We start from the raw sequence: 24841 nt of genomic DNA on the forward strand, positions 1-24841 counted from the left end.
CCACTATCTTGTTCTATAATGGCAGAGGGGTGAAGGAAATGGCACGAGAACGTAAATTTACAACAGAAGAACTATTTCAGGGAACAGAGGAGCTTCTTCTGAAACATCACTATGAAGGGTTTCAAATCAGTCTAATAGCTGATCATCTAGATGTTTCGCGAGGTGCAATATATAAATATTACGAAAACAAAGAAGAGCTTATTACCGAATATATGTTATATAAAATGGAGCAATTTCTTATTCAGCTAAAAAGGATAAATGCGGTGGATGGTGCGGAGAATCAACTTGACTTTCTCTTGGGACTCATGTTTGAAAATCCTGAACTACACCAGCTTATTGAAATAGGAAAACGGATCCCAGACCATATCAATCAAAAGGTAAAAGAAAACATGGACAAGCTGGAAAGGCTACGTATTCAAATGTACCATCATATGGGAGGCTTTATTGAACAAGGAAAGAAGGAACAAAGATTAAATCTGCGACTCCCAGAACCTTTGATGTTGGGCTATATTTTTCAATCAATCGCTATTCCAAATCATTTTGGTATCCCGAGGGACAAGTGGGTAAATTCGATAAAGGAAATTATTTGTCACGGAATTTTCAGAGATTCATAATTGACACGAGTGTCACTTTGGAAGATAATTATCATGCTAACATTGTTAATTTACAATTACCTAAAGTGACATATACGTCACTTTAGGTATTCAAAGGTAGGAGTTGGGTAAAAGGTGAAAAACATACTACAAGCTATTACCGATAAAGTTACAACAAAAAAAGGAATGTGGCTTACATTAGCTTCCTGGCTAGTTATTACAATATTATTGGCAGTTTTTGCACCAAATGCAAAGGATTATGAGGTTTCAAGAATTGCTTCTCTTCCTGAGGATGCACAGTCTGTAATTGCCCAGGGCAAAGTGGATACGTATTTTGAGGATAGTAATGGAACACCGGGAATATTGGTATTTCAATCAGACCAGGAACAATTTGAATTCCAGGATCTTGTAGATGTATTTAATCAAATTGAAAACGCAGAGATTCCGGGAGTCGAGCAGGTAGTACCATTATCGACACTACCACCACAAGCTGCTGCTGGATTTTTTTCAGAAGATCAATCGACTGCTTTACTTCCCATGATTTTTGATGAATCGTTAGAAACCAAGGAAATACGTAATTCGAAGGATGAATTAGTAAAAGTTGTTGAGGAAAACTCTAATTTAACTGTATTTGTAACAGGCCCAGCAGGAATCGCAACTGATTCACTAGATTTATTTTCAAGGGCAGATTTAGTATTAATCTTTTCAACGGTGGGATTAATTCTTATTTTATTAATTGTTATCTATCGCTCGCCATTATTAGCTTTTATACCATTGTTGGCAGCTGTTTTCGTATATGAAGTAGTTATGCAATCACTAGGTATTTTAGGGAAAGCAGGTTTACAGCTAAGTAATCAAACAATATCGATAATGTCGATTTTATTATTTGCGGCAGTTATTGATTATTCGTTATTCGTTTTCTCGCGTTTCCGTGAGGAACTTAAAAATTATGAAAATAAATATGATGCAATGAGAGCTGCGATGAAAGAGGTAGGTTTACCAGTATTCTTCTCAGGTGGTACTGTGTTAGCGGCAATGCTTGTCTTATTCTTCGCAGACCTAGGGGATTATAGTAATTTCGCGCCAACCTTTGCTACTACAATGGTAATTATTATGATTGCTTCGGTTACTTTGGTGCCTGCGCTATTTACACTCTTTGGCAGAAAGTCATTTTGGCCAAGGGTACCAAAAGTAGGTGATGAAAAGGTCAAAGATAATTCTATCTGGAGTAAAGTCGGTAAATTAGTTGTGAAAAAACCAGGATTAGTTGTCGCTATTGTCGGGGTATTTCTGTTGGTATCAGCCGCAAATATGTTTAACTTAACGTACGAATTCGATACGATGAAGTCTTTCCCAGAAGATATGCCATCACGACAAGGGTATGAACTAATCGAAGATAAATTTGCAAAAGGTGAGCTTGCTCCTTCTACTGTATTGTTTGAAGGGGAAAATGCTGTTACTCCAGAAGAACAAGAGGCATTACGAAATGAGCTATTAGAACAAGATCTTGTAAGTGAAGTTAGAATAAATGGAACTGCAGAAGAAGATAGAGTTTTGAACTTTAGTCTTACGTTTGAAGAAGGTCCATACGATTTCAAAACAATTGATGCAATGGAAAACCTAATAAATCGTTCAGAAGATATTTTAAAAGAAGCGAATGTCGACGGCAATCTCTACTATGCAGGTGAAACTGCATCTAAAGTAGATGATCGTTCAGCGAATAACCGCGATGTTATTTTAATAGTCATACTTGAAACGATATTAATATTTGGAATGTTAGTTATTCTTACAAAGTCGTTTAAAATGCCAATTTATATGATGGGAACTATTTTGGTTTCATTCTTGGCCGCATTAGGTTTAGGTATGTTTTTGACTGAATTATTCTTTGATATTGATACGATCAGTAATCGTGTACCGCTATACGCCTTTGTGTTCCTTGTGGCACTTGGCATTGATTATAATATTATGCTTATCTCACGATTCCAGGAAGAAAGAAGAAACCATCCAGTGAAGGAAGCTATCCAAATAGCTGTTGCAAAAACAGGAGGAGTCATCTCATCTGCTGGTCTCATTCTAGCTGCAACCTTTGCTGTTCTAATGACACAACCAGTACAATTATTATTCGTATTCGGCTTTATTGTGGCCGTTGGAATACTGTTAGATACTTTCTTGATACGAGGAATGCTGCTTCCTGGTCTGATTGTACTATTAGAAAAAGATAAAGAAGTAAGTAAAGAACAATAATAGTTTTGGAAAAAAGAGACGCGGTCAGCGTCTCTTTTTTTTATTGCAGGGACATACTTATGCACATGTAATTACATTGTAAATATTTGTGGATTTTTAAAAGTTTCTGATAAGTATTTTGAAAAGATGTGAAGAATCTGTAAATTCGGTTTTTTACGATGTTAATTATGATTAAATGGGTTTGTAAATCCATTAAGGAGGTTCAATATGAGTCAAGTTGAGTTGATCAACATCTCCAAATCATACGATAAGCAAAAGGATGTACTGGATGGAATCAATTTATCAATCGAGGAAGGTGAGTTTTTTGTACTTGTAGGTCCTTCGGGCTCTGGGAAAAGTACATTGCTTCGGATGATAGCAGGTCTGGAAGATATATCTGGAGGAATCTTAAAAATAGATGATAAAACTGTGAATCATCTCGCGCCAAAAGATCGGGACTTATCAATGGTATTTCAAAATTATGCGTTGTATCCACATTTATCGGTTGAACAAAATATACTATTTGGATTGAAAGCTAGAAAAGTAGACAAACAAGAACAGCAAAAAAGACTTCATGATGCGGCTGAAATGTTAGGACTTACTAAACTATTGAAGAGGAAACCAAGAGAACTTTCAGGTGGTCAACGGCAACGTGTGGCACTTGGTCGCTCCGTAGTAAGTCAAGCCCCATTATGTCTGATGGATGAACCGTTATCGAATTTGGATGCGAAGCTACGTGCCAATATGCGAGTTCAAATTCGCAGATTACAAAAGAAATTAGGACTAACAATGATTTATGTTACTCATGATCAAGTTGAGGCAATGACGATGGGTGACCGAATTATGGTTCTCAATGATGGGAAGATTCAACAAGTTGGCAAACCTATTACTTTATATAATGAGCCAGAAAATTTATTTGTGGCCTCTTTTATCGGTTCGCCAAAAATGAATCTAGGTAAGGCAATGTTATCTGAAGAAGGCACAGCATTGCGAATAGAAGATCAACTACAGATCAATGTTGATCCTATGACAGTAAGGGATATACAAGGAAATAAGAACATAGTTGTTGGAATTCGAGCAGAGCATTTATTTCCTGCACAAGAAGAAAGGGAGCATGTCCACTATTTAGAAGCTGTCAATGTTGAACAATTAGGTAATGAAACGTCTATTTCTTTTGATATTGGCACAGAATTATGGACGGCGAAATGGCCAGGACAGTGGACAATCCATGTAGGACAAAAAGTACCCGTACAAATTGTTCCTGATTACATACTGTATTTTGATGGTGATTCAGGCAAACTGCTAAAATCTGCTCAACTTGGGAAGAGACAAGAGGTTATCGCCATATGAGTATGACTAGTCCGATTATTGAAACAGAAGAAAGGGTTAGGATCCAATTTGAGCAAGCCAAGAAACAAAAACGGATAAAGAGCCTGTTTACTGGTCTCCTTTTCTTATTGCCTTCTATTCTATTATTTGGAGCTTTTGTGTTTTATCCATTGTTTCGAACCATATATTTAAGCTTTTTTCTAACAGACGCAAAAGGCGCAACAACCGTGTTTGTGGGTCTTGAAAACTACATATATATGTTTACCGATCCAATCTTCCTAAAAAGCATAAAGAATACTTTTTTATTTGTTTTGTATACAGTACCTGCTACGGTGATTATCAGTTTATTTTTAGCTGTTATTGCCAATGAAAAGATAAAAGGTGTCGGCTTTTTTCGAACAATTTATTCTTCGACCATGGGTGTGTCAGTTGCAGCAGCCTCTGTATTTTGGCTGTATCTGTTTAACCCAACAATGGGGTTTCTAAATCAAATCATGGAAGCCTTTGGAGCAGACTCAATAGGTTGGTTAACTGATCCAAAATGGGCTATATTTGCGATTGCTGTTACAACCATATGGATGAATACGGGGTTTACGTTTTTGATCCTATTAGGTGGGTTACAATCTATTGATACATCATTATATGAGAGTGCAAATATAGAAGGCTCGGGTTACTTTTATCAACTAAGGAGAATTACGGTTCCTATGCTTTCTCCTACATTATTTTTTGTCATAACTGTATCGATCATCAATGCGTTCCAAACCTTTGGACAAATTGATATTTTAACCCAGGGTGGTCCTGCGAATGAAACCAATTTAATTGTGTATTCGATCTATCGTGAGGCATTTGTTAATTATCAATTTGGATCTGCTAGTGCCCAAGCCATTGTACTCTTTATCCTGATACTGCTGATGACAGCTATACAGTTTAAGTTGGGAGAGAGGAGGGTTCACTATCAATGAAGATGCCAGTTGGACGCAAAATCACCTTTTATGTATTGCTAACGATCTCGGCTTTGCTTTTAGCGAGCCCAACTATCATGGCGATAGTAATGAGTTTTATGACCAATCAGGATATATTAACCGCGAGCATGCCTACTAAGCTATCATTTGATAATTATGTGACTGCTTTTGAGAGTTTTCCTTTGTTGAAATATTTATTCAATAGCTTTGTTGTTTCCACTGTCATCATGCTTGGGCAATTGCTGTTGTCAAGTCTAGCAGCCTATGCATTTGTATTTTTAGAGTTTAAAGGTAGAGATGTTCTCTTTTACCTGTTTATTGCAACGATGATGGTACCATTTGAGGCCTCTATTATCCCTAATTTTCACTTAATACGTGATTTGGGCTGGATAGATGGGTATGCAGGATTAACGATTCCTTTTTTCGCAACAACATTTGGCACCTTCTTGCTACGGCAAAACTTTAAGCAAATACCAAAAGAACTAAGAGAAGCAAGTCAAATTGCCGGCATTGGAGACTTCCGGTTCTTCTTAACAGTAGTCCTGCCTGTTTCAAGAACAAGTTTAGTTACTCTAGGGATATATGGCTTTTTAACATCGTGGAATATGTATTTATGGCCCCTTTTGGCTACCACGAATGATGCGGTACGTACCGTTCAAATTGGCCTCAAACAGTTGCAAACACAGGAGCAATTAAACGAGTGGGGAGTCATAATGGCAGGTGCTGTTACAGTAATTATCCCGACTGTAATCTTGCTATTCGTAGGCCAAAAGAAATTACAAACAGGTTTAACAGAAGGGGCTGTAAAATAACAGCTGCTTCGTGGCTATAACACTATACTGAGGATAAAAGGGAGAAGAAAAAATGAAAAAAATCATGATGATTCTTGCGTTAGGTATGGTTTTACTATTAGCAGCTTGTTCAGGAGGAAATTCTACCTCAGGTGAAAGCACGAAAACTGGATCTTCAAATGCTTCAAACCCAAACACGGATAATAAAGAGAGCGATGAAAAACAAACTGTTACATTTTGGCACTCTATGGGAGGGGCAGGTCAAGAGGCATTAAATAGCATTGTTGAGAAATATAATAATTCTCAAGACGAAATTCAAGTTAATGCAGAATATCAAGGTACATATGATGAATCATTAACAAAGTTTAATGCAGTTGCTGGTACAGATAGTGCTCCAACGATGATTCAAACGTTTGAAATTGGAACAATGTCTATGATCAATAGTGGGAATATAGTTCCGATACAAGAATTAGTTGATGCTGACGGATATGATATGAGCGGGTTGGAAGAGAATATTGTAAATTACTACTCGTTAGATGGAGAGTTCTATTCAATGCCGTTTAACTCTTCAACACCAGTCATGTATTACAATAAGGATGCTTTTGAAGCAGCTGGTTTAGACCCTGAAGTGCCACCAGCTACATATGAAGAAGTGGAAGAAGCGAGTAAAGCAATTACTAAAGCTAATCCTGATATGAAAGGCTTTGCTCTTCAAGCATATGGTTGGTTATGGGAACAATTATTAGCGAATCAAGGTGCGCTATTATTAAACAATGATAATGGACGCTCCGATACACCAACAGAGATTGGTTGGACAGAGGAACAAGGTAAATCCATTTTTAATTGGGTAAAACGTATGGTTGATGCAGACACATTTGCAAATTACGGAACGAATGGAGATAACATGGTTGCTGGGTTTTTAGCTGGCGATGTTGCTATGTTCTTACAATCATCTGCAAGCGCAAGAGATGTTATTGATACTGCTCCATTTGAGGTAGGAATTGCCTTCCTTCCACATCCAGAAGATAAAGAACGCGAAGGTGTAGTTATCGGTGGTGCAAGTCTTTGGATGATTGATGGCAAACCAGAAGAAGAGACAAAAGCAGCTTGGGAATTTATGAAATATTTACAAACTCCTGAAGTGCAAGCCCGGTGGCATGTTGGAACTGGATACTTTGCGATTAACCCTGATGCATATGAAGAACAAGCAGTTAAAGATGCTTACACGGAAAAGCCACAATTGCAAGTAACAGTTAACCAACTACAAGAGACGAAATCTTCCTATGCAACACAAGGAGCGTTAATGGATATGCTTCCACAAGGAAGAAAAGTAATGGAAACGGCTCTTGAAACAGTATACAACGGTGGAGATGTAGATGAAGCGTATGATACAGCAGTAGAACAATTCAATAAAGCGATTGAACAAGCGAACAAAGCAAGAGGTAAATAAGAGAATAGGTAGTGGATAAGGCAGAGAAAAGTGTGGATTTTCCATGCTTTTCTTTTTTAAAATAGAATAAAGGAGCTGATTCGATAATGACAAAAATCTACGGTCATCGTGGAGCAAAAGGTATGTATCCTGAGAATACATTACTAAGTTTTTCAAAAGCAATTGAACAGGGTGTTGAAGGCTTGGAGTTAGATGTCCATTTAACAAAAGATGGTGAAGTTGTGGTCATTCATGATGAAACACTAGATCGAACTACAAGTGGAACAGGCTGGATTAAAGATGTAACGTTAGCGGAAATTAAACAGTACTCTGCAGGAAGTCCTTTTTCCCATTTGCCAAAATATGTAGAGGAGTGGAACAACGAACAAGTTCCAACACTAAAGGAAGTACTTCAATTATTGGAGCCATATCCTATTGAGCTAAATATTGAACTGAAAACTTATGCGATTGCATATCAAGGAATTGAGGAAGAGATTAAACAGCTAGTTGACGAATATGGAAAGAGTAGGAAAGTAGTGTACTCGTCCTTTCATTTGCCTTCTCTTCTACGGATAAAACAAATTGACCCTAAATCCGAAATTGCGTGGTTATTAAATCATGACATTTCACTTCCGCATGATTATATAGAAGCTTTACATTTAGAATCCTTACATATAAATAAATCTATTCTTCTATCAAAAACAGAATATCCCGAACATATACAACAACTTTTTGATAATCTCCGTGTATGGACAGTCAATGAACCAGGTGAAATTAAGCGTCTACTAGATTTACAGGTCAATTCAATTATTACAGACTTTCCTGAACGAGCCATTGCTCTTAGAAACGAACGTAATCAAGAGGTAAATAGTTGAAGGTATTGTCCCTAATCTGTATCGACCAAATAAAGAAATGGCCTGCACTCAAGTTTTCTTAGAACCAAGGTGCAGGCCATTTCTTTAATTTTGTGCCATTTTAAATTCTAAAAATATCTGGTTATAGATTGCAAGGTTCTTTTTCCCTAAGTTCTCGTAAACCTCAAGCTTCTCTGTTAGTTCTGGTGATGGATAAAATCGCTCATCCGATACCATTTCTTCTGGCATATGCTTTAATGCTTCTTTGTTCGGTGTTGAGTAGCTTACATATTCTGTGTTCTGTGCTGCGACTTCTTCATCCAAGATAAAGTTGATAAACTGATGAGCACCATCCACATTTTTAGCTGTTTTTGGTATAACCATATTATCAAACCAAAGATTTGAACCTTCAGTCGGTACAGCGTATTCTAAATCCTCGTTCTCCCACATAATATCAGCAGCATCACCTGACCATACAAGGGCGATGGAAGCTTCACCGTTTTGAACGAGGACTTTTCCTTCGTCACCAACAATTGCTTTTACATTTGGCCGTAGCTTGATGAGCTTTTCTTTTGCTTCGTTTAAATGAGCAATATTTGTATCGTTTAACGAATATCCAAGTGAGTTAAGCCCCATTCCAATAACTTCTCGAGCACCATCAATTAATAGAATTTCATTTTCTAAGGAAGGATCCCAGAGGTCATTCCAACTAGTAAATTCGATTCCATCTAACATTGTAGGGTTATAGACAATCCCTACAGTGCCCCAGAAATATGGGACAGAGTATACATTGCCTGGATCAAATGGGAGATCCATGAAACGCTCATCAATATTTGATAAATTTGGTAGTTTCGAGTGATCAAGAGGGATTAGTAAGTCCTCTTGACGCATCTTATCAATCATATATTCAGATGGGACAGCTATATCATACGTTGTTCCACCTTGCTCAATTTTTGTCATCATCGCTTCATTTGAGTCAAAGGTTTCATAAATGACCTTAATACCGGTTTCCTCTTCAAAGCGATCAATTAACTCCTCGTCAATATAATCTCCCCAATTATAAACCGTCAACGTATTTCCTTCAGAAAGACCTTGTGATGAATTTAAATGGTTAATGAGATAAAGTAGAGCACCAGAGAGTACGGCAATTAACAAGAAAACACGAATGAGTTTCGTCATTTTCGAACCCCCAGTCCACGAGTGTTACCACGCTGAGAAATAAAGTAATATCCAACCACTAGTAACATGGTAAAGATAAATAATAGAGTAGACAATGCATTGATATTTAATGAGATTCCTCGACGTGCTAAGGAATAGATCTCAACAGATAATGTTGAAAAACCATTTCCAGTCACGAAAAACGTGACAGCGAAATCATCAAAGGAGTATGTGAGTGCCATAAAAAACCCTGCGAAAATTCCCGGTGTGATATAAGGAATAATGACCTTAGTTAGTACCTCCCATTGATTAGCCCCAAGATCTCTTGCGGCATCCAGTAAAGTAGGGCTCATTTCTTTTAACTTAGGTAATACCATAAGCACCACAATTGGTATACAAAATGCAATATGTGAGAGTAATACTGAGTAAAATCCTAATTTGATGCCTGCCATAGTTAAAAGAATTAAGAAAGAGGCACCTATAATCACGTCGGGACTGACGATTAAGACATTATTTAACGATAGCAAGGTATTCTGAGTTTGTCTTTGTTTAACTGAATGAATACCTATTGCGCCAAGAACTCCAATAATGGTTGATATAAGAGCTGAAAGCAATGCTACAACAATTGTATTTAATACAATGATAAGGAGTCTTGTATCCTGAAATAGCTCTTTATACCAATCTAGGGTAAAGCCTTCGAAATTACTCATTGTACCACCGCTATTAAACGAGTAATACACTAAATAGAAGATAGGTGCGTATAAAATGAAGAATATAATAAGTAAATACATTCTGGATGAAATAGCTAGTTTATCTCTCATTTTTTGCACCTCGCTTCTTACGGTTTCCTGTTGCTACCATGATAAGAACCATGAAGATGATTAGGAAGACGGCAATAGTTGAACCCATTCCCCAATCCTGTGTTACTAGAAATTGCTGTTCAATTGCTGTACCGAGTGTAATGACCTTGTTTCCTGCAATTAGTCGTGTAAGCATGAATAGCGATAGAGCAGGAATGAATACAATCTGACATCCGGATTTGACCCCTTGAATGGTTAAAGGAAAGATTACCCTACGAAAGGTGGTCCATTTTGATGCACCTAGATCGCTAGAGGCATCTAGTAGACTAGGATTTAACTCATTTAGTGAGTTGAAAATAGGTAATATCATAAAAGGTATAAAAATATAAACAGAAACAAACACAAAACTAAAATCGGTAAACAATAGCTGTTGTGAGCCAATTCCTAACACCTCGAGAACGCTGTTTGCAGCCCCTTTGGCACCAAAGATTCCTATAAAGGCATAAGCCTTTAATAATAAATTAATCCAAGAGGGAGCAATGATTAATAGTAACCAAAGGTGCTTGTGTTTTGTTTTCGTGAGCAAATAAGCGGTAGGGTATGCAACCAGTAACGAAATAGCTGTAATTAAAAAAGCATACCAAAAAGAACTTAATGTCATCTTTAAATAGATAGGTGTAAAGAATGTTTTATAGTTTACTAACGAAAGATTTCCCTCTATATCAAAGAAAGAATAATAGAGAACCAGTGTGATTGGTGCAATGACAAAGATTAGAATCCATAAAGCATAGGGGATAAAATATATATTACGGGTTAGCTTATTTTCCATGGCTTTCCCCGTCCGAATATGCTTCTAAGCGACGATCGTATTCTTCTTCAGTTTCACCAATACGCATAACATGTATCGCCTCAGAATCAAAATAGAGTCCTATTTCATCACCGACTTTTGCCTTTTTCGTGGAATGCACAAGCCACTCATTTCCATCTTTATCAAAACAACAAATTTCATAATGAACGCCTCTGAAAAGTTGAGAATCAACTACCACTTGAAGCTTTCCTTTTTCAAAAGTGGTTATTTCTAAGTCCTCTGGGCGAATTACAATATCAACAAGTTCGTTTTTTGTAAATCCTTGGTCTACACATTCAAAGGTTTTTCCAACAAATTCAACAAGAAAATCCTGATGCATTTTTCCTTTTACAATATTTGATTCTCCGATAAAATCAGCAACAAAACGATTTATTGGCTCATCATAGATATCTATAGGGGTTCCACTTTGTTGAATTTTTCCTTCATTTAATACAAAAATCTCATCTGACATGGCTAGAGCTTCCTCTTGATCATGTGTAACAAAGATAAACGTAATACCGAGTCGCTGTTGCAGTTCGCGGAGCTCGTATTGCATTTCCGTTCGAAGTTTTAAGTCTAATGCAGATAAAGGTTCATCTAATAAGATAATCTCAGGTTCATTTACAATGGCACGTGCAATTGCAACACGCTGCCTCTGACCACCTGACATTTCATTAATTTCACGGTTTTCATAGCCTTTTAAGTTAACAAAGCTTAATGCTTCCTTCACCTTCGCTTCGATGTCAGCGTTCTTCATTTTCTTAATACGAAGTCCAAATGCTACATTCTCAAAAACGTTTAGATGTGGGAATAGAGCATAATCTTGAAAAACAGTATTAACCTGACGTTTGTTAGCGGGTACAGTGTTTACCTTTTTACCGTTAAAATAAACCTCGCCATTAGAGGGTTCAATAAAACCTGCAATTAATCGTAAAATCGTCGTCTTACCACAGCCAGAAGGTCCAAGAAGTGTATAAAATTTTCCTCTTTCTATTTCAAAACTTACATTATTAAGGACAGCGGGATCGTTGTCATATTGTTTGGTAACATTTTTAAATTGAATAATAGGTATGTTATTCATAGCAACCCCCTTCTTTCTATTAAATATTAAATTTTTCAAGCTGTTTTTATGTCTAGCTCCAGGCGTCATCGGCTTAAGCAAATTGCTTCTTAAGGCAAAAAACGCCTTCGTCTGCACTTTTCTTGTGCTTGTCGCCAAATAGGCGGAGCCATTGTGCATTTCAGACTCAATCCGGCATAATTATACACGAATTGTGAAATAATTCAATAACAATACTAAATGTAATAGATATGACTAAATAAGGAAAGTGATATAGGAGATTTTTCATAGGATATATTTCACATTACTTGGAAAAATAAGTGTTGATTTAATTGACCAAAGTAGAAATAACAAATATAATTAAGTTATAATTTAAAAAATTCATTTTTGATATAACAATAGAATATCGACAAGGCAAATTCATTGAAAGATGAAGACGCAAAACTATAGGGGCTACGTCAAACCAACGTTGACATGCCAGCCAGTTGCCGAGGATAACTCGTAACGCAAAGAAACGTAGATTAATCGGTTGGATTAGTCTTTTTTTTATACCAACTATAGCTACTAGTTTACTAGATTTTTGGATAGAAAAATTTTTGGAAGTGATTACAAATGGATAAAGAGGTCCAAGCTGCTAAAAATCTGAACGTACTAAAGAAATTGAGTGAACTAATTGAGAAGGTTGGTTCTGAGAAAAACCTGATATCTAAGGAGGTTCGTGATTTTTTTGAATGTACGTATCAGGGAAGCGAAGAAAAGGAACAAACTAATGAACTTTTAACGCAGCTCCAGGAAATGAATGAACAAATGGAAAATATGCATTGGATGAATAAGCATTATCGCATCCTACATGAATTTGCCCAAATATGTAGCAAAACATTAAATGAAAGTGTCCTTCTCCAAAAATCGTATGAAATGGTTTCTCAGGTAATGCCTACGGATTCATTTTATATTGCCTTGTATAATCCAGGAGATTCATATGTTCATTTGGTTTTTATTATGGATAACGGAGAGCCAGCTCCACCAAGTATAGTAGAACTTGGTGAGAATTATACGTCAAAGGTAATCAAAACGAGAGAAATCGTTCATTTAAAACAACAAAGTCAAAATCATGAATATGACATGACAATGGGTGAAGGAGAGGAAGACACGAGTTCCTGCCTTTTTGTGCCAGTGGTTATTGATGATCAGGTAAAAGGAGTTATTTCAGCTCAAAGTTTTCGCGATTTTGCCTATCGGAAGGAGCATGAGGACTTACTCCAAATGATTGGAGCACAAGTAATTAACTCAATTGAAACTGCAAGATTATACGAAAAAATCTATACTATGTCGAGAACGGATGAATTAACAGGTTTAAAAAACCATCGGGCATTCCATGAGGATTTAGCACAGTTACTTCGGAGTGGAAATGAAGAAATTACAGTAATGATGATTGACTCCGATGATTTAAAACAGGTGAATGATCAATTTGGTCACGATGCGGGAGATTTATATCTGAAGGTGTTAGCAGATGGAATGAAGTCTGTATGTGATAAATTCATAGAGGGTTATCGTTACGCCGGTGATGAATTTATGATTTTAATCAAGTCTCGAAACGACCAGAGTGTAGAAGGTATTTATTCTAGATTAAAAACGTACTATGTAGAGCATCCGGTTTTACTTGAGGGTGAAAGAATTACTGTATCGATAAGTACAGGTGTAGGTGTGTATCCTCATCATGGGTTAACTGTCGATGCTTTGAAGAAAGCAGCCGATCAAGCGCTATATGCTGCAAAGGAAAGTGGAAAAAACCGTATGATAATAGCGGATATAAAGGCATAAAAAGACTCATCCAAAAAGGATGAGTCTTTATTTAATTGATATGTGCGATTATACCTTCTTCATCATCTAGAACTAGCTTAATCCCTGCATAAGGGTCTTTACCCATAAACTCCCCGAGCAATAGACGAATAGCTTCGATAAGGTTTGCCATGATAAGAACTTGTTTACGCTCGTTTACATAGACCTCTGCAGAAAATCCATAGTCGTCATCATACATAAGCTCAACTTCAACCTCTTCAGGTTTCACTTGCTTCTTCAATCCAATATAGACACATACTGCATTGATGATTTCTTGTTCAGAAAGAATTAGCTTCTCCATGGATCAGTCTCTTTTTTCTTCTTGTCTCTAATAAGAACAAAGATTTTGCGAATGATGGAAAATAGAACATATATCGCTAGAACATTAATCATTAGGCCAAGAAATGAACCGAGTGCTCCCATTCCACCTAAAAGACCGCCGAATAGTAATCCAGCAAGACCACCAAGCATAAGGCCTTTCATTAACCCGCCAGACATTAATCCGCCTTTTGGAGTGGTTGTAGCAGTAGATTTATTCGTAGTAGTGTTGTCCTTTTTCTGTTGTTGGAAGTTTGATTTATTCGTATTACCTATATTATTATTGAAACCTTTTTTACCTGATTTGTACCCCTTCGCCTCAACAGTTGTTGAATGGTCTTGAAAAACAATGTTTCCAACAGGCGAGAGAATAAGTGAAAGTGCTAGAAATGCTGATATTACCTTTTTCATTATTGTATACCTCCATATGTTAGTAAGATTCATTTTATTATTATCCATTATACCCTATCAAGAAGAATTAAGCTTTTGAATCTTCTCTTCTATATACGATGGAAAAGGTAAATGGTTTCGGTTATTTATAAAAAATTAATAAGGTAAATTATGGCTTTAGCGGCCGTGGATTCAACTACCAAAAACAATCCTCAATTCTATATAGAGAATTCGGAACATGATGTAAATTAGTCTAAAATAGTAACGTTATATGGATAACTGGTAATTTTTAAAGTTATTCTGTTTAAAAGTGGTATAGTATACTTTAAGAAAGTGTTCTTAGTAATAGAAGGTAGGAAAGAGGATACCAAAATGAAAACAGAAACAAATAAACAGACAACATCTTTTATGGCTGATCTTAGGTCCCTTTTTAAAGCAGGGGTTTTACTTGCTAACGTACTTCCCGTATTTTCTGGTTTTTGGTTAGCAATTTATTTTACAGGTGCTTCCTTTCAGGAAAATGTGGGATTGTTTCTATCTACGATGCTCGGGAGTACCCTTGTTATGGCGGGAGCCTTAATCATAAATAACTGGTATGATGTTGATATAGATACGGTCATGGATCGAACGAAGAAACGTCCAACTGTAACAGGGCATTTCTCGTTAAAAGCTGTATTAATCTTAGGGATAATATGTACCATTCTAGGTTTTGTACTCTTATCATTTACAACACTAGAGGCAGTCATTTATACATTAGTAGGATGGTTCACTTATGTTGTACCTTATACGATGTGGTCAAAGAGAAAATATACATTTAATACGGTGATTGGCAGTGTATCAGGTGCCGTTTCCCCATTAATGGGATGGGCCGCAGTTGCACCAATTAACCATACAGTTCCAATTGTATTGTTCTTCATTTTATTTATTTTCCAGATGCCACACACGTATGCCATTGCAATCAGAAAGTATGATGAGTACAAGGCTGCGGGTGTTGCAATGCTTCCTGTAGTTCGGGGGATTCAGGTAACAAAGAAGCATTTTTTATTTTATGTCGCCTGTTTGTTTCCGTTGCCTTTCTTTTTAGATGACCTCGGAACAACTTTTATTGTCATCGCAACCTTCCTTAATATAGGGTGGTTGATATTAAGCATTAAAGGTTTTTCAGTAAAAGATGATAATAAATGGGCACGCTGGAATTTTCTATATTCTGTAAATTATATTTTGATTATCTTTTTGTCGATGGTACTTGTGACACTCCCGAAATATATAGGGTAAGAAATGGATAGACCTCGCTGCTTTCTAAGTGGCGGGGTTTTTTGCATGTCGAGGAGACGTAATCTATTGAAAACTCAGAACCTGTTGTCACAAATTCGATTGTTCAATCGTCTTAGGTATAAATCGAACAATGGGAGTGAACAGGATGCAATTAGAAGAAAAAAGATGGGATTGTGTCATTATCGGTAGTGGGGTGGCTGGTCTAACTGCCTCTATATACTTGGCGCGTGCAGGGAAGTCGGTGCTTGTATTAGAAAAATCTAAAAACATAGGTGGGAGAGGAAGAACGACAGAGAAGGAGGACTCCTTTTTAAACCTGGGTCCACATGCATTATATACAAAAGGTAGATCAATGGAGATATTACAGGAGCTGGGGATATATGTTAAGGGAGGTGTCGTTCCCACGAAGGGAAAGATTGTTCAGAATGGCATTTGTTATGATATTCCTGCAACTCCTTATAGTTTGTTAACCAGTCCGCTCTTAAATTGGAAGGCAAAGAAAGAACTACTCACTTTCTTTATCAACTACAAAAAAATAGATACAGAAAACCTTCAACATATACCATTACGTCATTGGGTAGAGCATAAGTTTAAAGATAAAGTGGCACAGCATCTTATTCTAATGCTAACTCGATTATCATCTTATTCAAACGATCCAAATAGATTGAGTGCAGGCGCTGCGTTAAAGCAACTACAATTAGGAAATGCAATGTACCTCCATTATGGTTGGCAAAGTATGATACGACAGCTTGAGGAGAAAGCAGAATCATTTGGAGTATATTTTTATAGAGAGGCAAATGTGAAAATGATAAGTGGTTTTTCACCTCAACTAAAGGTTTATACAAATAATGAAGCAGTTCTTGCTAAAAACGTTCTATCAACGGCTAGTCCTGATGAAACCTATGCTATGTTGGAGGGGCATGAGAGTTTTTCTATTTTACGGAAATTAAAGGAGCGTAATCCAGTTCGTGTCGCATGTATGGATCTCGTTTTATCAGAACTTCCGAATCCTAAAATTAATTTTGCAATGGATTTAGAGAATCCCTTTTACTTTTCAAATCATTCAAAAATAGCAAAGCTTAGCTTGCAGGATTATCAGATTGTACATGTTATGAAATATAGAAATCCTTCAGATACCGATGATGCAAAGGAAATACAAAATCAGTTAATTTCCTTTTTAGGAGGAATTCAGCCTGGTTGGGAGGAATTTGTCCTTTATAAAAGATATCTTCCTACTATGATTGTTTCTCACAACACCGTTTTAGCAGAGACGAATGGTTTTCATGGAAGACCAAAACCACAAGTAGACCAGATACCTGGTTTGTATGTGGCAGGTGACTGGGTGGGACATGAGGGAATGCTTGTAGATGCAGCGTTTTCTAGTGGTAGGCAGGCTGCCGAATATATCATAGAACAATATGGCGCGGAAGGTTGTGTTGGAAATCATGATTGATAATCAATCTTATAGTGAATATAAGCCTTTGCTTTTTGCGATTGCATATCGAATGGTTGGAACGATTACAGAGGCTGAGGACATTGTTCATGATGTTCTACTTGCTTATGAGAAAGCGAGCCGTGAACAAATTGAGAGTAAGAAGGCGTATCTTTGTAAAATGGTTACAAATCGTTCTATTGATTATTTGAAATCAGCAAAAAAGCAAAGAGAGGTATATATAGGCCCTTGGCTACCAGAACCACTCATAATATCTGAAAATGAAGATCCCTTGCATGAAGTTCTGAGACAGGATGAAATTTCGTATGCATTACTTTCTCTGATGGAGCAACTAAACCCGGTCGAACGAGCAGTGTTTGTTTTAAGAGAAGCTTTCGACTATGAGTATGGTGAAATTGCGTCAATACTAGAAAAAGAAGAGGCAAACTGTAGAAAAGTGTTAAGTCGGGCCAGGAAAAAACTAAACTATAACAATACTAAATATGTAAAAAGGAACGAAAAAGAGTTAAACCAGTTTGTTCAATCCTTTCTCTATGCAGCAGCAACTGGAAATACAGAAGGCCTGTTACGCATGCTCACCAACGATGTTGTTCTCTATTCAGATGGAGGTGGTAAGGTGAAAGCTGCTTTAGTACCAATTGTATCTCAAGAAAGGGTTGTACAATTTATATTGGGGCTTCTTCGAAAGTTTGGGAATGATGATACTATGGAAATTGATTTGGCAAATGTGAATGGGGAAATCGGTATTATAATAAAGAGAAATAACGAACCTGAGAATGTGGTATGCTTTGAAACAGAAAATAACCAAATCAGTCACATATTTTTAATTCGAAATCCTGAAAAGCTAAAGTATGTGAATAAAGGGATATCACTTTAAAGGTAGTATAAGGAGATTAGGAATAACCCAATGAATGATTACTATACTGATGCACTTTTACATGTAAAAACGAGTGGAGGGCAAAAGGGATTTAGCTCCTCCGTTCATAACCATCGATACGAACCCACACCATATGAGGGACTTGATGCACTTTTTAAACAATATCAAGTAAAAAGTGATGATCGGGTGGTTGATTTTGGGTGTGGGAAGGGTAGATTGCTTTTTTATATTCATCATTTTTTCTCAGTATCTGTCGTCGGGATAGAAGTAGAGAAGAGCCTCTTCCAGGATGCACTTGATAACAGAGACCGTTATTTGAAAAAGACGGGTGCGCGTAAAGAGGAGATCAATATTCATCATTGTAAGGCACAGGATTATAGAATACATCCATTAGATAATCGATTTTACTTTTTCAACCCTTTTTCGATACAGGTTTTTAAGCATATCATTAACAATATCGTTCGGTCATTACAGCAGAATCCACGTGAAATAGAAATTATTCTTTACTATGGATCAGCGGATTACACTTATTTTTTAGAAAATCATACAGCCTTTCAGTTTAAGAAAGAAATTATCATTCCTGGATTATATGAGAGAAACAGCTATGAGCGCTTTTTGGTATATCATATCTCATAGAATAAACAGAAGCCTCCAAAGCTGGAGGTTTTTTTGTGTAAGAAAATGTATGTTCATCAATTTGTCAATTTTGCAAATGCCTATCTTCCATACAAATCAAAAAGGATGAAAATGCCGAATTAACGCGGTTCTTATATTGATTTACATATTTAAAAGGACGAGAAAATTCAATTTTCTCGTCCTTTTCTCATGGGGGTGTAATAAATATTACAGCTAATGTGTGATTCAGTTCACTTCTTTGAGAATGGTTACTAATTAAGATGTAAGTAAGAAGAACATAAGGAGGTTGAACTGGATGGGAGCTTCAAAAGTAAACCGAAATAAAAAAGAAGGTGGAGAATATCAAGGACCACTAGTAGGAACTTGGATCTCTGTCGGAGTGGTTGGAGCAGTCATTCTTGCTACGTATATATTATTATTTGGATTATTTATGTCTAGATTTTAGGAGGGAAAATGATGAAACAAAAAATGCATCTTGATGAAAAGATATGGCTAACAATAAGTTTCGGTATGATCATGGCGTTCATGCTTGTAACAGGTTATCAAACCTTTGCGTTAGAAATGGGGCCTCCAAGTAATATGGAAACAATTGATCCCGAGAAGGTTGATGAAACAGCTCCATTTGATAAGCCTGGTGTTTATCAGATTGATGAAAATGAATATGAAGTTGTTATGACATTAGAAGTTTTTAGTTTTAACCCAGCTAAAATAGAAGTGCCAGCGGGGGCAAAGGTTCACTTCACAATGACATCTAAGGACGTTGTACACGGATTCCAGGTTGCAGGTACAAACTTAAATGCAATGGTTATGCCTGGACATATCCAAAAAATTTCTCAAACCTTTGATGAACCAGGTGAATATTTAGTGCTTTGTAATGAATATTGCGGTGCTGGTCACCAATTAATGGGTACAACTATTACGGTTAAATAAAGGAGGGAAGACCCTTGGAAACAGTATTAAGAAATACAGATACTAGCTTTAAAGAGAAAACAAATAAAGTACTAGGTGTAAATCTAGAGGATGCAAAAATCGCGAAATCCTATATCTCAGTAGCAATTATTGCTTTATTACTAGGTGGTCTTTTAGGTTTATTACAGGGTTTGAACCGTGCAGGTCTTCTAGAATTACCAAGCTATCTCACTTATTATCAAGTATTAACAGCTCATGGTTTACTTTTAGTAGTGGTATTTTCAGCTTTCTTTACAACAGGTTACTTTTACGCAGGATTGTCTCACGACCTAGGGGGCTTACTGCCTAAGGTTAGAAAAATAGCGTGGATCGGGTTTTGGACAAAGATTGTTGGGATTGTATTGGTTGTCATTCCAATCCTTATGAATGAAGCATCTGTTATGTATACGTTCTATCCGCCAATGGCAGCACACCCTGTATTCTATATCGGGTTAGCGCTGGTTGTTGTTGGTATCTGGCTCCTATCAGTTGGGGCATTTATTCAAGTAGCTAACTGGAGAAAGAATCATAAAGGACAGCATCTACCAATCTTTTCTTTCTTTGCAACTGGGGTATTCATTCTTCTAGTTGGTGCAACAGCGTTTGTTGCAGTTGAAGTATTATTCATGATACTCCCATGGACACTAGGTTGGGTAGATACAATTAACGTAATGGTATCTCGTACATTGTTCTGGGCATTCGGTCATACGGCAGTTAACATTTGGTATTTAACAGCAGTGTCAGCATGGTATGTCATCATACCAAAAATTATCGGCGGAAAACGCTGGAGCGATTTACTAACTCGTGTAGTTGTAATTGCATTAGTTATCATGAATATTACAGGTGGATTCCACCATCAAATCATTGACCCAGGTATCCTACCGTCAGTTAAATTTTTACATGTATTTATGAGTTTAGCAATTGGTTTCCCATCTTTAATGACAGCTTACGCATTGTTTGCAGTATTTGAACGTACAGGTAGAAGAAAAGGTGGAAAGGGCGCACTAGGTTGGTTTAAAAAGCTTCCATGGAAAGATGTTCGTTTCTTATCACCATTTATCGCAATGGCTGCTTTTATCCCAGCAGGAGCTGGTGGAATTGTACAAAGTACAAACCAATTAGACCAAGTCGTTCACAATTCAATGTGGGTAGTTGGACACTTCCACTTAACACTTGGTATGTCAGTCGTTATGACATTCTTCGGAGTTTGTTATTGGTTAGTTCCACATATCTCTGGACGTGTGTTAACAAAAGGGATGAATAAACTAGGTATTGTACAAACAATTATTTGGACCATTGGTATGGCATTAATGTCAATCTCTATGCACTGGGTTGGACTTCTTGGTTCACCTCGTAGAACATCTTTCTCAGATTACTTTGGAAATGCTACAGCTCAAAGCTGGGAACCATTGTTAATGTTTGTAGGTATTGGAGCTACGTTCTTACTTGTCGGAGTAATCATTCAAGTGTATGCAGTATTCAACATGATGTTCTTTGCACCAAAAGGTTTAACAGAGTTTCCGATTGCAGAAGTGGAAGAAAATTCAGCAAAAACGCCATTCTGGACCGAGCGTTGGGGACTATGGGTTGTGCTAATGGTGTTAGTCATCGCAATGGCGTATGTCTTACCATTAACCGAAATGATTGTAAACGCACCTCCAGGATCACCACCATTTAAGACTTGGTAAAAAGAAAAGCGGATGCGAGCGTATAGCGACGTACGGACTGGACTGAGGCCGTAGGAGATAAAGGAAACACGGGGAGCAAAGCGAGCCGATGTTGAGCTTATCGTACGAAGGGTGAGGGAAGTCTCGCTAGTCGCTGCGAGCGGAGCTAGACAATAAAGAAAAGCGGATGCGAGCGTATAGCGACGTACGGACTGGACTGAGGCCGTAGGAGATAAAGGAAACACGGGGAGCAAAGCGAGCCGATGTTGAGCTTATCGTACGAAGGGTGAGGGAAGTCTCGCTAGTCGCTGCGAGCGGAGCTAGACAATAAAGAAAAGCGGATGCGCCTTGATCAGAAACGAGAAAACTGGCCGACTAAAACGCCACGTCCTGTGGCGACGTCGGCACTAGCACATCCTGTGCGTCGGATACTCCGACAAAGAGGCGCTTTTTGCGTCTGCAGGAGGAGTTGAAGTTTCTCGAGTTTCTAGGCGCAGCAGCTAGACAGAGAAGAAATCGGATGCGAGCGGAGCTAGACAATCAAGAGACGTAGATAGATTCCTTAAATAGAAAGAGATAGCTACTTTTCCTGCTATCTCTTTCAAGCCTTCTATCAAATACGCCTTGGCGTATTTGCGCCCAGATTTTTTCGAGCTTGCTCGAAAAACTTCCGTTGAAAATCTGAGGCATCCGCCGGAGGCTTTAACTTTATTCAGCCTAGTTGAAAACTCTAATAACTGTTTACTTTTTTTGTATACATTTCCCATATATAGAAGTAGGATCTTCTGCTGAATAAAGTTAAGGAAAATTGAGAAATAGGATGTGATCTTCGTGATCAAACAGAATCGAAAAACATTCGCTTGTATACTGATATTATTATTTGGATGTGTATTATTCTATACGGGAACTGACGGATTTCGGGCATTCACAGCAGAGACAGCTAGGGTAAATCAACTGATTGAAGACAAGCCAGTATTTCCAGATGTAACTCTCGAGGATAGCGAAGGGCGAAGATATCCTATTTCTGAGTTTAAAGACAAATTTGTATTTATCACTTTTATTTACACATCCTGTACAACGGTTTGTCCACAACTAGAAATGAATATGGCGCAGGTATATGAGCAGTTGCCACAGAAATACATCGGAAAAGATATTGTCTTTTTAAGCATAAGTTTTGATCCAACCAGAGATGACCCTGCTACTTTAAGTAAGTATCGAAACTATTTTGGTGCTGACGGAGCAACTTGGAGAATGGCTAGGATTTCAGACCAAATTGAATTACAAAGCCTACTTGATGAATTCGGTGTAATCGTGATTCCAGATGGTAAAGGGAATTTTGCTCATAACTCAGCTTTTTATTTAGTTGATCGCAATGGGTCATTACTTGATGTGATGGATTATCGGGAGATAGATGAAGCAGCTGCTAAAGTTACTAGCATCTTAGAAGATAATAAGGGGGAGTAAGTTATGAAACAATTTTTAATAGGAACTTTCTTATTACTTGTCTTGGCGCTGCCTCCTGTTACGAACTTACTTGAATCCATTATGATCGTTCACATGCATATGCAAATGCCATCAATTGTATTTGCGGGCTTCTTAATGGCGAAATTATTGCAAGAAAAGTTTCCGCGTTTTTTTGAGAAGTGGAACCAAGACGGAATACCAGGTATCTTATTATTTATTGTGATTATGGTATATTGGACAATCCCTAAAACAATGGATGAAACACTGACCATTACGAGTATGGAAGTGTTTAAGTTTTTAAGTCTAGCGTTATTAGCGGGTGTTCCATTACGGGATAGCTGGAAGAAACTAAGTAAGAGAGCAAAGAATTTTGTTTTTATCTTTTTTACAGTTAAGTATTTAGGCATGGGAGTGTTATATATTAATACAAATATGCAACTATGTAATAACTATTTGGTCATCGACCAAATCACACTTGGTTGGGGCTTTATTACGACGGCGATTTGCATTGTTATGTATGTAGTGTATGTCAACTTCACAGACCAATCGATATATAGCGAGTAGATCTGAGAGAAGCTGTGGATATTTGATGCAGCTTCTTTTCTTACAGATTGGAGAGAGAGGTATTCCCTGCATACTGTGCATATCTTGATTTCCTAGAATCTCACAATTGACAGTTTATAAAATAAGGTTCAGAATAATAGCAATACATAATAAAGAAGGTGCAAAAGTTGGGGAAACGGTTTGAAACGAAACTAATACATAGTGCGAAAAAGAATAGGCTACCGATTCGAAGTAAAGTAACACCCATCTATCAAACAACTGCATTTACATTTGATAATCTTGAGGATTTAGAGGGTTATTACCAAGGGGAAGGGAATTATCTATATTCTCGTACTGGGAATCCAAATCCAGACGAACTTGGTCAGATGGTTGCAGCAATTGAAGGAGCGCCAGCAGGTATAGCAACGTCATCAGGCTTATCTGCTATATTAGCGGGTATTCTTGCAGTCGTTAAGAGTGGCGATCATATCGTAGCTGCCGATGATGTATATGGTGGAAGCTACCATATGTTACACGAAGAATTACGTCAGCTCGGAGTAGAGACAACCTTTGTTTCCTTTACAAATCTTGACCTTGTCGAGCAGGCAATCCAACCAAACACAAAGCTACTTTATACAGAATCAATTACCAATCCACTTATACGTGTAGAGAACTTAAAAGCAGTTGTCGAGCTTGCTAAACGAAAGAATCTTACAACTGTTGTAGATAACACGTTTGCAACTCCTTACCACTGTAATCCATACGAATTAGGAGTCGAACTTGTCGTTCATAGTGCGACCAAATATATTGGTGGACACAGTGATGTCACAGCTGGTGTAGTTGTGGGAAGAGAAGATTTAGTTGAAAGGGCTCGGGCGAAGGTTGTAAATCTAGGAACAAATGTAAGCCCATTTGAAGCGTGGCTGACTACACGTGGTTTAAAGACGCTAGCTGTACGCATGCAGGTGCAATCGGCTAATGCAAGAAAGCTTGCAGATGTACTACGAAAAAATCCAAATATAGCAAGAGTATACTATCCGTTTGAGGAAGAAGCAACTGGATTTGGAGCGATGTTGTCTATCGAACTTTCAAAAACAGTAGACGTTAATGAGTTTTTCAAATCACTTGGATGGGTAAAGCTTGTACCAACATTAGCTGGAGTGGAGACAACCGTGTCTCATCCACTTAAGACTTCCCACCGTGCACTACCCCCTGAGGCACAGGAAGCGTTGGGGATTACAAATGAACTCGTGCGTATCTCAGTAGGTATTGAACATTGCGAGGACATCATCTCAGAATTTGAACAAGCTATTGAAAAGTCTTTAAAATAATCGTTAAAAAACAAGTATCCATGTGAAATGGATACTTGTTTATTTTCTTTTAAA

Annotated in this window: 24 protein-coding genes and 1 riboswitch; of the genes, 18 read left to right on the plus strand and 6 right to left on the minus strand. The window is 37.5% G+C overall.

Features of this window, described 5'->3' with window-relative positions:
• Positions 1 to 38: 38 nt before the first annotated feature.
• The 7 genes from ACWNMY_RS12940 (at position 39) to ACWNMY_RS12970 (ending at position 8202) form a co-directional block, all read left to right on the plus strand.
• Positions 39 to 614 (plus strand): TetR/AcrR family transcriptional regulator, encoded by a 576-nt coding sequence (locus tag ACWNMY_RS12940; protein ID WP_449538678.1) that lies wholly within the window; start codon positions 39 to 41, stop codon positions 612 to 614.
• Between the two features lie 114 nt (positions 615 to 728).
• Entirely contained in the window at positions 729 to 2837 is a 2109-nt protein-coding gene (locus ACWNMY_RS12945) for an MMPL family transporter (RefSeq protein ID WP_449538679.1), read from the plus strand.
• 207 nt (positions 2838 to 3044) lie between these two features.
• A complete protein-coding gene (locus ACWNMY_RS12950; RefSeq protein ID WP_449538680.1) occupies positions 3045 to 4166 on the plus strand; it encodes an ABC transporter ATP-binding protein in 1122 nt (373 codons plus the stop codon).
• 2 nt (positions 4167 to 4168) lie between these two features.
• Positions 4169 to 5107, plus strand: coding sequence for a carbohydrate ABC transporter permease (locus ACWNMY_RS12955; RefSeq protein ID WP_449539124.1), 939 nt, complete (start codon positions 4169 to 4171; stop codon positions 5105 to 5107).
• A 2-nt stretch (positions 5108 to 5109) separates the two neighbouring features.
• A complete protein-coding gene (locus tag ACWNMY_RS12960; RefSeq protein ID WP_449539125.1) occupies positions 5110 to 5919 on the plus strand; it encodes a carbohydrate ABC transporter permease in 810 nt (269 codons plus the stop codon).
• Positions 5920 to 5971: 52 nt separating this feature from the next.
• The gene (locus ACWNMY_RS12965) at positions 5972 to 7348 is read left to right on the plus strand and encodes an extracellular solute-binding protein (protein WP_449538681.1); all 1377 of its coding nucleotides are present in this window, start codon (positions 5972 to 5974) and stop codon (positions 7346 to 7348) included.
• A gap of 86 nt (positions 7349 to 7434) precedes the next feature.
• Positions 7435 to 8202 (plus strand): glycerophosphodiester phosphodiesterase, encoded by a 768-nt coding sequence (locus ACWNMY_RS12970; protein WP_449538682.1) that lies wholly within the window; start codon positions 7435 to 7437, stop codon positions 8200 to 8202.
• 84 nt (positions 8203 to 8286) lie between these two features.
• Here ACWNMY_RS12970 and ACWNMY_RS12975 read toward each other — a convergent pair whose 3' ends face one another.
• From ACWNMY_RS12975 to ACWNMY_RS12990, 4 genes are read right to left on the minus strand one after another with little or no spacing between them, the layout of a single operon-like run.
• Positions 8287 to 9360, minus strand: a complete 1074-nt coding sequence (locus tag ACWNMY_RS12975; protein WP_449538683.1) for an ABC transporter substrate-binding protein — start codon at positions 9358 to 9360, stop codon at positions 8287 to 8289.
• Positions 9357 to 10160, minus strand: coding sequence for an ABC transporter permease (locus tag ACWNMY_RS12980; RefSeq protein ID WP_449538684.1), 804 nt, complete (start codon positions 10158 to 10160; stop codon positions 9357 to 9359). Before ACWNMY_RS12980 ends, ACWNMY_RS12975 begins: the two co-directional genes overlap by 4 nt.
• Complete coding sequence (locus tag ACWNMY_RS12985) at positions 10150 to 10968, minus strand: ABC transporter permease (RefSeq protein ID WP_449538685.1); 819 nt, start codon at positions 10966 to 10968, stop codon at positions 10150 to 10152. Before ACWNMY_RS12985 ends, ACWNMY_RS12980 begins: the two co-directional genes overlap by 11 nt.
• Complete coding sequence (locus ACWNMY_RS12990) at positions 10958 to 12067, minus strand: ABC transporter ATP-binding protein (protein WP_449538686.1); 1110 nt, start codon at positions 12065 to 12067, stop codon at positions 10958 to 10960. Before ACWNMY_RS12990 ends, ACWNMY_RS12985 begins: the two co-directional genes overlap by 11 nt.
• Before the next feature lie 382 nt (positions 12068 to 12449).
• Positions 12450 to 12539, plus strand: a riboswitch (cyclic di-GMP riboswitch).
• A 119-nt stretch (positions 12540 to 12658) separates the two neighbouring features.
• Between ACWNMY_RS12990 and ACWNMY_RS12995 the strand changes: the two genes are divergently transcribed.
• Positions 12659 to 13867 carry a diguanylate cyclase domain-containing protein gene (locus ACWNMY_RS12995; RefSeq protein ID WP_449538687.1) on the plus strand — a complete coding sequence of 403 codons (1209 nt, stop codon included), beginning with the start codon at positions 12659 to 12661 and terminating at the stop codon, positions 13865 to 13867.
• A gap of 31 nt (positions 13868 to 13898) precedes the next feature.
• Here ACWNMY_RS12995 and ACWNMY_RS13000 read toward each other — a convergent pair whose 3' ends face one another.
• Positions 13899 to 14186: a YxcD family protein gene (locus tag ACWNMY_RS13000; protein WP_449538688.1), complete on the minus strand. Its 288-nt coding sequence runs from the start codon at positions 14184 to 14186 to the stop codon at positions 13899 to 13901.
• On the minus strand, positions 14174 to 14614 hold the full coding sequence (locus ACWNMY_RS13005; protein WP_449538689.1) for a hypothetical protein: 441 nt from the start codon (positions 14612 to 14614) through the stop codon (positions 14174 to 14176). The genes ACWNMY_RS13000 and ACWNMY_RS13005 overlap by 13 nt, the downstream gene beginning before the upstream one ends.
• 351 nt (positions 14615 to 14965) lie before the next feature.
• On the opposite strand from ACWNMY_RS13005, the gene cyoE reads away from it, so the two are divergent.
• The 10 genes from cyoE to ACWNMY_RS13055 all read left to right on the plus strand — a co-directional run bounded on the left by cyoE (position 14966) and on the right by ACWNMY_RS13055 (position 24787).
• The gene (cyoE, locus tag ACWNMY_RS13010; protein ID WP_449538690.1) at positions 14966 to 15868 is read left to right on the plus strand and encodes a heme o synthase; all 903 of its coding nucleotides are present in this window, start codon (positions 14966 to 14968) and stop codon (positions 15866 to 15868) included.
• A gap of 145 nt (positions 15869 to 16013) precedes the next feature.
• Positions 16014 to 17321, plus strand: a complete 1308-nt coding sequence (locus tag ACWNMY_RS13015) for a phytoene desaturase family protein (RefSeq protein WP_449538691.1) — start codon at positions 16014 to 16016, stop codon at positions 17319 to 17321.
• Positions 17314 to 18198, plus strand: coding sequence for an RNA polymerase sigma-70 factor (locus tag ACWNMY_RS13020; RefSeq protein WP_449539126.1), 885 nt, complete (start codon positions 17314 to 17316; stop codon positions 18196 to 18198). Before ACWNMY_RS13015 ends, ACWNMY_RS13020 begins: the two co-directional genes overlap by 8 nt.
• Positions 18199 to 18228: 30 nt before the next feature.
• Positions 18229 to 18834, plus strand: coding sequence for an SAM-dependent methyltransferase (locus tag ACWNMY_RS13025; protein WP_449538692.1), 606 nt, complete (start codon positions 18229 to 18231; stop codon positions 18832 to 18834).
• 295 nt (positions 18835 to 19129) lie between these two features.
• A complete protein-coding gene (locus tag ACWNMY_RS13030; RefSeq protein ID WP_449538693.1) occupies positions 19130 to 19279 on the plus strand; it encodes a hypothetical protein in 150 nt (49 codons plus the stop codon).
• 11 nt (positions 19280 to 19290) lie between these two features.
• The gene (locus ACWNMY_RS13035) at positions 19291 to 19764 is read left to right on the plus strand and encodes a cytochrome c oxidase subunit II (protein WP_449538694.1); all 474 of its coding nucleotides are present in this window, start codon (positions 19291 to 19293) and stop codon (positions 19762 to 19764) included.
• A 14-nt stretch (positions 19765 to 19778) separates the two neighbouring features.
• Positions 19779 to 21470, plus strand: a complete 1692-nt coding sequence (locus ACWNMY_RS13040; protein WP_449538695.1) for a cbb3-type cytochrome c oxidase subunit I — start codon at positions 19779 to 19781, stop codon at positions 21468 to 21470.
• An 810-nt stretch (positions 21471 to 22280) separates the two neighbouring features.
• Entirely contained in the window at positions 22281 to 22913 is a 633-nt protein-coding gene (locus ACWNMY_RS13045; protein ID WP_449538696.1) for an SCO family protein, read from the plus strand.
• Positions 22914 to 22916: 3 nt separating this feature from the next.
• A complete protein-coding gene (locus ACWNMY_RS13050; protein ID WP_449538697.1) occupies positions 22917 to 23477 on the plus strand; it encodes a hypothetical protein in 561 nt (186 codons plus the stop codon).
• A 167-nt stretch (positions 23478 to 23644) separates the two neighbouring features.
• The gene (locus ACWNMY_RS13055) at positions 23645 to 24787 is read left to right on the plus strand and encodes a trans-sulfuration enzyme family protein (RefSeq protein WP_449538698.1); all 1143 of its coding nucleotides are present in this window, start codon (positions 23645 to 23647) and stop codon (positions 24785 to 24787) included.
• Positions 24788 to 24841: the final 54 nt, after the last annotated feature.

The sequence above is a fragment of the Ferdinandcohnia sp. Marseille-Q9671 genome, assembly GCF_976954385.1.

What these genes read in the sequence shown, in the direction of transcription:
- ACWNMY_RS13050 (WP_449538697.1), top strand. Translation starts at nt 22,917, where the DNA reads ATGAAACAATTTTTAATAGGAACTTTCTTATTACTTGTCTTGGCGCTG.
- ACWNMY_RS12995 (WP_449538687.1), top strand. Translation starts at nt 12,659, where the DNA reads ATGGATAAAGAGGTCCAAGCTGCTAAAAATCTGAACGTACTAAAGAAA.
- ACWNMY_RS13030 (WP_449538693.1), top strand. Translation starts at nt 19,130, where the DNA reads ATGGGAGCTTCAAAAGTAAACCGAAATAAAAAAGAAGGTGGAGAATAT.
- ACWNMY_RS12955 (WP_449539124.1), top strand. Translation starts at nt 4,169, where the DNA reads ATGACTAGTCCGATTATTGAAACAGAAGAAAGGGTTAGGATCCAATTT.
- ACWNMY_RS12965 (WP_449538681.1), top strand. Translation starts at nt 5,972, where the DNA reads ATGAAAAAAATCATGATGATTCTTGCGTTAGGTATGGTTTTACTATTA.
- ACWNMY_RS12970 (WP_449538682.1), top strand. Translation starts at nt 7,435, where the DNA reads ATGACAAAAATCTACGGTCATCGTGGAGCAAAAGGTATGTATCCTGAG.
- ACWNMY_RS13025 (WP_449538692.1), top strand. Translation starts at nt 18,229, where the DNA reads ATGAATGATTACTATACTGATGCACTTTTACATGTAAAAACGAGTGGA.
- ACWNMY_RS12985 (WP_449538685.1), bottom strand. Translation starts at nt 10,968, where the DNA reads ATGGAAAATAAGCTAACCCGTAATATATATTTTATCCCCTATGCTTTA.
- ACWNMY_RS13005 (WP_449538689.1), bottom strand. Translation starts at nt 14,614, where the DNA reads ATGAAAAAGGTAATATCAGCATTTCTAGCACTTTCACTTATTCTCTCG.
- ACWNMY_RS13000 (WP_449538688.1), bottom strand. Translation starts at nt 14,186, where the DNA reads ATGGAGAAGCTAATTCTTTCTGAACAAGAAATCATCAATGCAGTATGT.
- ACWNMY_RS13015 (WP_449538691.1), top strand. Translation starts at nt 16,014, where the DNA reads ATGCAATTAGAAGAAAAAAGATGGGATTGTGTCATTATCGGTAGTGGG.
- ACWNMY_RS12950 (WP_449538680.1), top strand. Translation starts at nt 3,045, where the DNA reads ATGAGTCAAGTTGAGTTGATCAACATCTCCAAATCATACGATAAGCAA.
- ACWNMY_RS12960 (WP_449539125.1), top strand. Translation starts at nt 5,110, where the DNA reads ATGCCAGTTGGACGCAAAATCACCTTTTATGTATTGCTAACGATCTCG.
- cyoE (WP_449538690.1), top strand. Translation starts at nt 14,966, where the DNA reads ATGAAAACAGAAACAAATAAACAGACAACATCTTTTATGGCTGATCTT.
- ACWNMY_RS12975 (WP_449538683.1), bottom strand. Translation starts at nt 9,360, where the DNA reads ATGACGAAACTCATTCGTGTTTTCTTGTTAATTGCCGTACTCTCTGGT.
- ACWNMY_RS13020 (WP_449539126.1), top strand. Translation starts at nt 17,314, where the DNA reads ATGATTGATAATCAATCTTATAGTGAATATAAGCCTTTGCTTTTTGCG.
- ACWNMY_RS12940 (WP_449538678.1), top strand. Translation starts at nt 39, where the DNA reads ATGGCACGAGAACGTAAATTTACAACAGAAGAACTATTTCAGGGAACA.
- ACWNMY_RS13035 (WP_449538694.1), top strand. Translation starts at nt 19,291, where the DNA reads ATGAAACAAAAAATGCATCTTGATGAAAAGATATGGCTAACAATAAGT.
- ACWNMY_RS12990 (WP_449538686.1), bottom strand. Translation starts at nt 12,067, where the DNA reads ATGAATAACATACCTATTATTCAATTTAAAAATGTTACCAAACAATAT.
- ACWNMY_RS12980 (WP_449538684.1), bottom strand. Translation starts at nt 10,160, where the DNA reads ATGAGAGATAAACTAGCTATTTCATCCAGAATGTATTTACTTATTATA.